Origin of the sequence: Streptomyces sp. NPDC005574 (genome assembly GCF_040605435.1) — a bacterium.
In the GTDB taxonomy this organism is placed as follows: Bacteria; Actinomycetota; Actinomycetes; order Streptomycetales; family Streptomycetaceae; genus Streptomyces.
Genome location: NZ_JBEXCW010000218.1, coordinates 1 through 4,294 on the forward strand (window position 1 = coordinate 1; position 4,294 = coordinate 4,294).

Sequence of the window (4,294 nt, forward strand, 5' to 3'; positions counted from 1 at the left end):
CGCCCACCACGGCCTGAACCACCGTCACCACCACGGCCAGACACGTCCCGAACCGGCTCACAACCCCGAACGCTCGCCCAACCTGACAATGCCCTGAGCATGCCCGCTACCTGCACCACCATCTTCTGCAACGGCCTGGAACTCGACCGTGCCGCCGTGAACGCCGGCCTCACCCTGCCCCACCACAACGGACGCACCGAAGGCGTCAACACCCGCACGAAGAAGATCATGCGACAGATGCACGGCCGAGCCGGATTCGACCTCCTCCGCCACCGCATCCTCCTCCGGTGACGAACACACAACGTCACCACCGACTACGGAATAGAGCCTAATTCATGACACTCCCGCCCCCGATGAAAGGATCGGGGATACTATGGGTGCTTGTTTGGATGAGCAGGGCGAGTTCTCTGTTGCTTCTGCGGGAGGTTCCCTGTGGAGATCACGGATTGGGCGCAGCGGTGGCCTCTAATCGGCCGGGGGGCTGAGCTGGAGGCTTTCGCAACCACTCTGTCAGATCGTCGATGCCGGACGTTCGTAGTGTATGGGGCCGCCGGAGTGGGCAAGTCGCGCTTGGCCGAGGAGTGCCTGGCCAGGGCGGTGCAGGTCGGCTTTGAGGGTGGCCGCGCGACAGCGAGTATGGCGTCCGCCGCTGTGCCGCTGGGCGCGATTGCACACCTGATCCCTCCCGGAGTAGACCTGTCGGACCCGGTAAAGGGATTCGTGGCAGTGGCCGGTGCGCTAGCGGGGCCCAACCGGCGGCGACGTTGGATGCTGTGGATTGATGACCTGCACATGCTGGATGTCACTTCCGCAGTGCTGCTGCGGCAGCTGATGGACTCCGGAGTTGTCCGCCTAATTGCCACTGTACGCACTGGGGAGACTGTTGGTGACGCAGTAGACACGCTGTGTCATGGCGACGAAGTGCGCCGCGTTGACCTTTCCACACTCGACCAGCAGCAGGTTGAGACGCTACTTGGGTTGGCCTTGCGGGGACCTGTGGACCGTCGAACGCTCCTCAAACTGCACACAGCCAGTGGCGGTAATGTGCTGTTTTTGCGTGAGTTGGTTCTAGGAGCCTTGGCCGATGGAACGCTGACCCGCGGCACAGACGTATGGGATCTGGCGGATGGCCGAATGCTGGGCACGCCGCGTCTGGCCGAGCTGATCGCCGCTCGACTGGCTGCGGCAGATCCGGTCGGACGTCCAGTGCTGGAGCTGCTTGCCCTATGCGGTCCTCTGCCGCTGGCCGACGCTGAAGCCACCGCCTCGCTGGAGGCCGTGGCCGATCTCGAACAGTCTGGATTGATTCGTAGCACTCAAGATGGGAAGCGCACCATCGTGGCGCTCACCCATCCTCTTTACGGAGAAGTCCTGCGTGCGGGCCTGCCAGCTATGCGCCGCCGCACCCTGCTGCTGCAGCAGGTCGAGCGAACCGAAGCCTGCGGCGTGGGCCGTCGCGAAGACCCGCTACACATCGCCACTTGGCGGCTGGCCGCCACAGGCACCGCTGACCCTGCACTATTGTCTCAAGCCGCAACCCTGGCCCGCCACGCCCACGACTACGCCAAAGTCATTGTGCTCCTCAGCGCGCTGCCGCCAGGCTCGGGGTCTACTAAAACCCGGCTCTTGGAAGGTGAAGCTCATTACGAACTCGGCGACACAGGCAGGGCTGAGGCGGCGCTGGCTGAGGCTCAGGAGCAAGCACGCACAGAGGAAGAACGATTTGCTGCCGTCTCGGAGCGGATCCAAAATCTTTCGTGGGGTGAGGGTAAATGGAAGGAAGCTCTCGCCCTGAGTAGCGCCGCACAGCGACAACTAACCGACCCCTCGATGCGTCGCACTCTCGCTGTGTATGAAGGAACAATGCAAGTGTTCGCCGGAGCGCCATTCCTTGGACTTCCTCTGCTTGAGGATCTGGACAAAACACCTGACGAACGGGCAAGACTGTTCGGTCTGATCGTCCGCGCAGAGGGACTCATGCTCGTGGGCCGTACAGCTGAGGCAATCGAAGCGGCTGAGTACGCATATTCGGAGCATATGCGAGCAAATCCGGAAACGGCGGCCCGATTTCCCACCCTCGCGCTCACGCCCTTGTCTCAGGCCTTGGCGGAATCTGGTGATCTAACCAAAGCCTTGAGCGTAGCGCATCGCGGGCTGTCGGAGAGCGTCGCTGCAAACGCACCGCTTCCCCAGACATGGCTGTCTTATCAGATCGGGAGGGTGAACTGGCTTGAAGGCAAAACAGCGCAAGCCCATCGCTGGTTCGTAGAGGCTCTGGCCCTTGCACACAAACACCGTCCCGCCCTCAGACATCTCTGTGCTTCTGGACTGGCTGCCTCGGCAGCGCTGCTCGGCGACACCACGGCGGCCGATGCCGCTTTGAAGGAGACCAACACGTACCCCCGGATGACCCGCATTTTCGCCGGCGAAGAGAGGTTGGGGGAAGCCTGGCTGCTGGTCGCCTACGGCCAGCAGCATCAAGCTCGGACCGTGCTCATGGAAGCGGCACAGGTGGCCCGTTCCTGCGGGCAAGCGGTCTCGGAGAGCTTGCTTCTCACCGACGTAGCCCGGCTGGGGGGCGCAAAGGAGGTAGCCAGTCGACTCGCTGAACTCGCCGAGACTTGCGACGGCGTCCTTGCTCCGGCTCGCGCCCAATTTGCCGCCGCCCTGGCTACCGACGACGCTGGAATGCTACTGGCCGCTACAGAAAAGTTTGAGCAGATCGGCACGGACCTGCTGGCTGCGGAGGCGGCCACGTCAGCTGCGGCAATTTTGCTCCGAAGTGGGTACGCTCGCCGTGCCACGGCTGCCAAGAACCGCGCATCCGCCGCCGTTGCCCGCTGTCAAGGAGCCCGCACACCGCTACTGGCAAGCAGCGAAGCCAGCGCCCAGCTCACATCCCGTGAACGCGAGGTGGCCCTGCTCGCCGCAGCTGGCACCGCCAGCAAGGACATCGCCGCCACTCTGCACCTGTCCGTGCGCACCGTCGACAACCACCTCCAGCACGCCTATACCAAACTCGGTGTCACCACCCGCCATGAACTCGCCGACGCCCTTGGCATGAAGACCACACGGATATTTCGACCCACCTCAACGTCTTGACCCACCACCCGAGCTCGGCTCGGGTGGAACCACAAAGCCTTCGCTCCGCCTGAGCAGGGCATTCACCGAAGTACGGATGGCGAATACTTGTCAGCAGGGTGGTGACATGGCGGAGCCCCTCGTCGTTGGCGTGGTGATCTCACTCAACATTCCGTATCCTTCCACTCGATGTCCCGCACGAGATTCCATAGCCGAATAGGGCGGACGAGCGAGGCTAATGAGCCCTTTCGTAAGCCTCGCGAACAGTCGTTGGCACGCGACCGCGGTCACTGACCTCGAGACCCTGGTCTCGAGCCCAGGCACGTACCGTTTCTGCACTGGGCCCGCCACTTGGAGCTTTCCGTGTCAGTTGCGTCACTTTTTGACGACCGACCTTGCGACCTGCATGAAGGAAAGGTGCAAGCGCGTCGTAAAGCTTGTCATAGCTCTCCGGTGTGAGGTCGATATCGTACCTCACGCCGTCAAGGGCGATGGTATGGGTCTGTGCCTCATCTGACTCTTTGCCGGTCAGATCGTCGATGAAAAGGGTGACTACCTTCTGTGCCATGAGTTCATGATACGCGAATCTTCGCGTCTGTCCATTGCCGACGGCTATTCACGGGCGCCAGGCAGGCAGTCGTACCGGCGTCATCAGTTAGCTTCATCCGGCACTGTTACTTCTCACAAGATTCCGATCACCAATCGTGCCAGCCGACGCTCGCGTGTGGGCCGGACGTCATGGGCTTCACCGGCCAGCGCAGTGAAGTCCACAGGAGACGCCCTTTCGGGTCGCTATGCATGCACGTGATTCCTAATGTGGGTGTTGTCAGGTTGGGTGATTCGTCGGTGCTGGGATCCGGTTCGGGGCGTGTTCGGTCGTGGTGGTGACGGTTGGTCAGGCCATGGCGGGCAGGCCGGTGGCGCCGGTGATCTGATCCCAGACGGCGAAGCGGATGATCTTTTCTGCTCGGTGGCGGGCGGCGGTCATGAGGTAGCTTGTCGGTGACGATCACCCTCGGCACGGTCCGGGTTGAACCGCCCCGGGTTTGATGGAGACATTGAAGACCCGGAAGGATCCCGAGCATGGTTGCTCCCCGTAGGTATCCCGATGAGCTGCGTGAACCGCCCCGGGTTTGATGGAGACATTGAAGACCCGGAAGGATCCCGAGCATGGTTGCTCCCCGTAGGTATCCCGATGAGCTGCGCGAGCGCG

General features: G+C 62.4%; 2 protein-coding genes and 1 pseudogene. 2 read left to right on the forward strand and 1 reads right to left on the reverse strand.

Features of this window, described 5'->3' with window-relative positions; all coding sequences use genetic code 11:
- Positions 1-123: 123 nt before the first annotated feature.
- Both ABZT03_RS43230 and ABZT03_RS43235 read left to right on the forward strand, forming a co-directional pair.
- Positions 124-291: pseudogene (locus ABZT03_RS43230) on the forward strand (ISL3 family transposase); the annotation flags it as partial.
- 141 nt (positions 292-432) lie between these two features.
- Positions 433-3,102, forward strand: a complete 2,670-nt coding sequence (locus ABZT03_RS43235; protein ID WP_356049677.1) for a LuxR C-terminal-related transcriptional regulator — start codon at positions 433-435, stop codon at positions 3,100-3,102.
- A gap of 214 nt (positions 3,103-3,316) precedes the next feature.
- Here ABZT03_RS43235 and ABZT03_RS43240 read toward each other — a convergent pair whose 3' ends face one another.
- The gene (locus tag ABZT03_RS43240) at positions 3,317-3,649 is read right to left on the reverse strand and encodes an Lsr2 family protein (RefSeq protein WP_356049679.1); all 333 of its coding nucleotides are present in this window, start codon (positions 3,647-3,649) and stop codon (positions 3,317-3,319) included.
- Positions 3,650-4,294 lie beyond the last annotated feature (645 nt).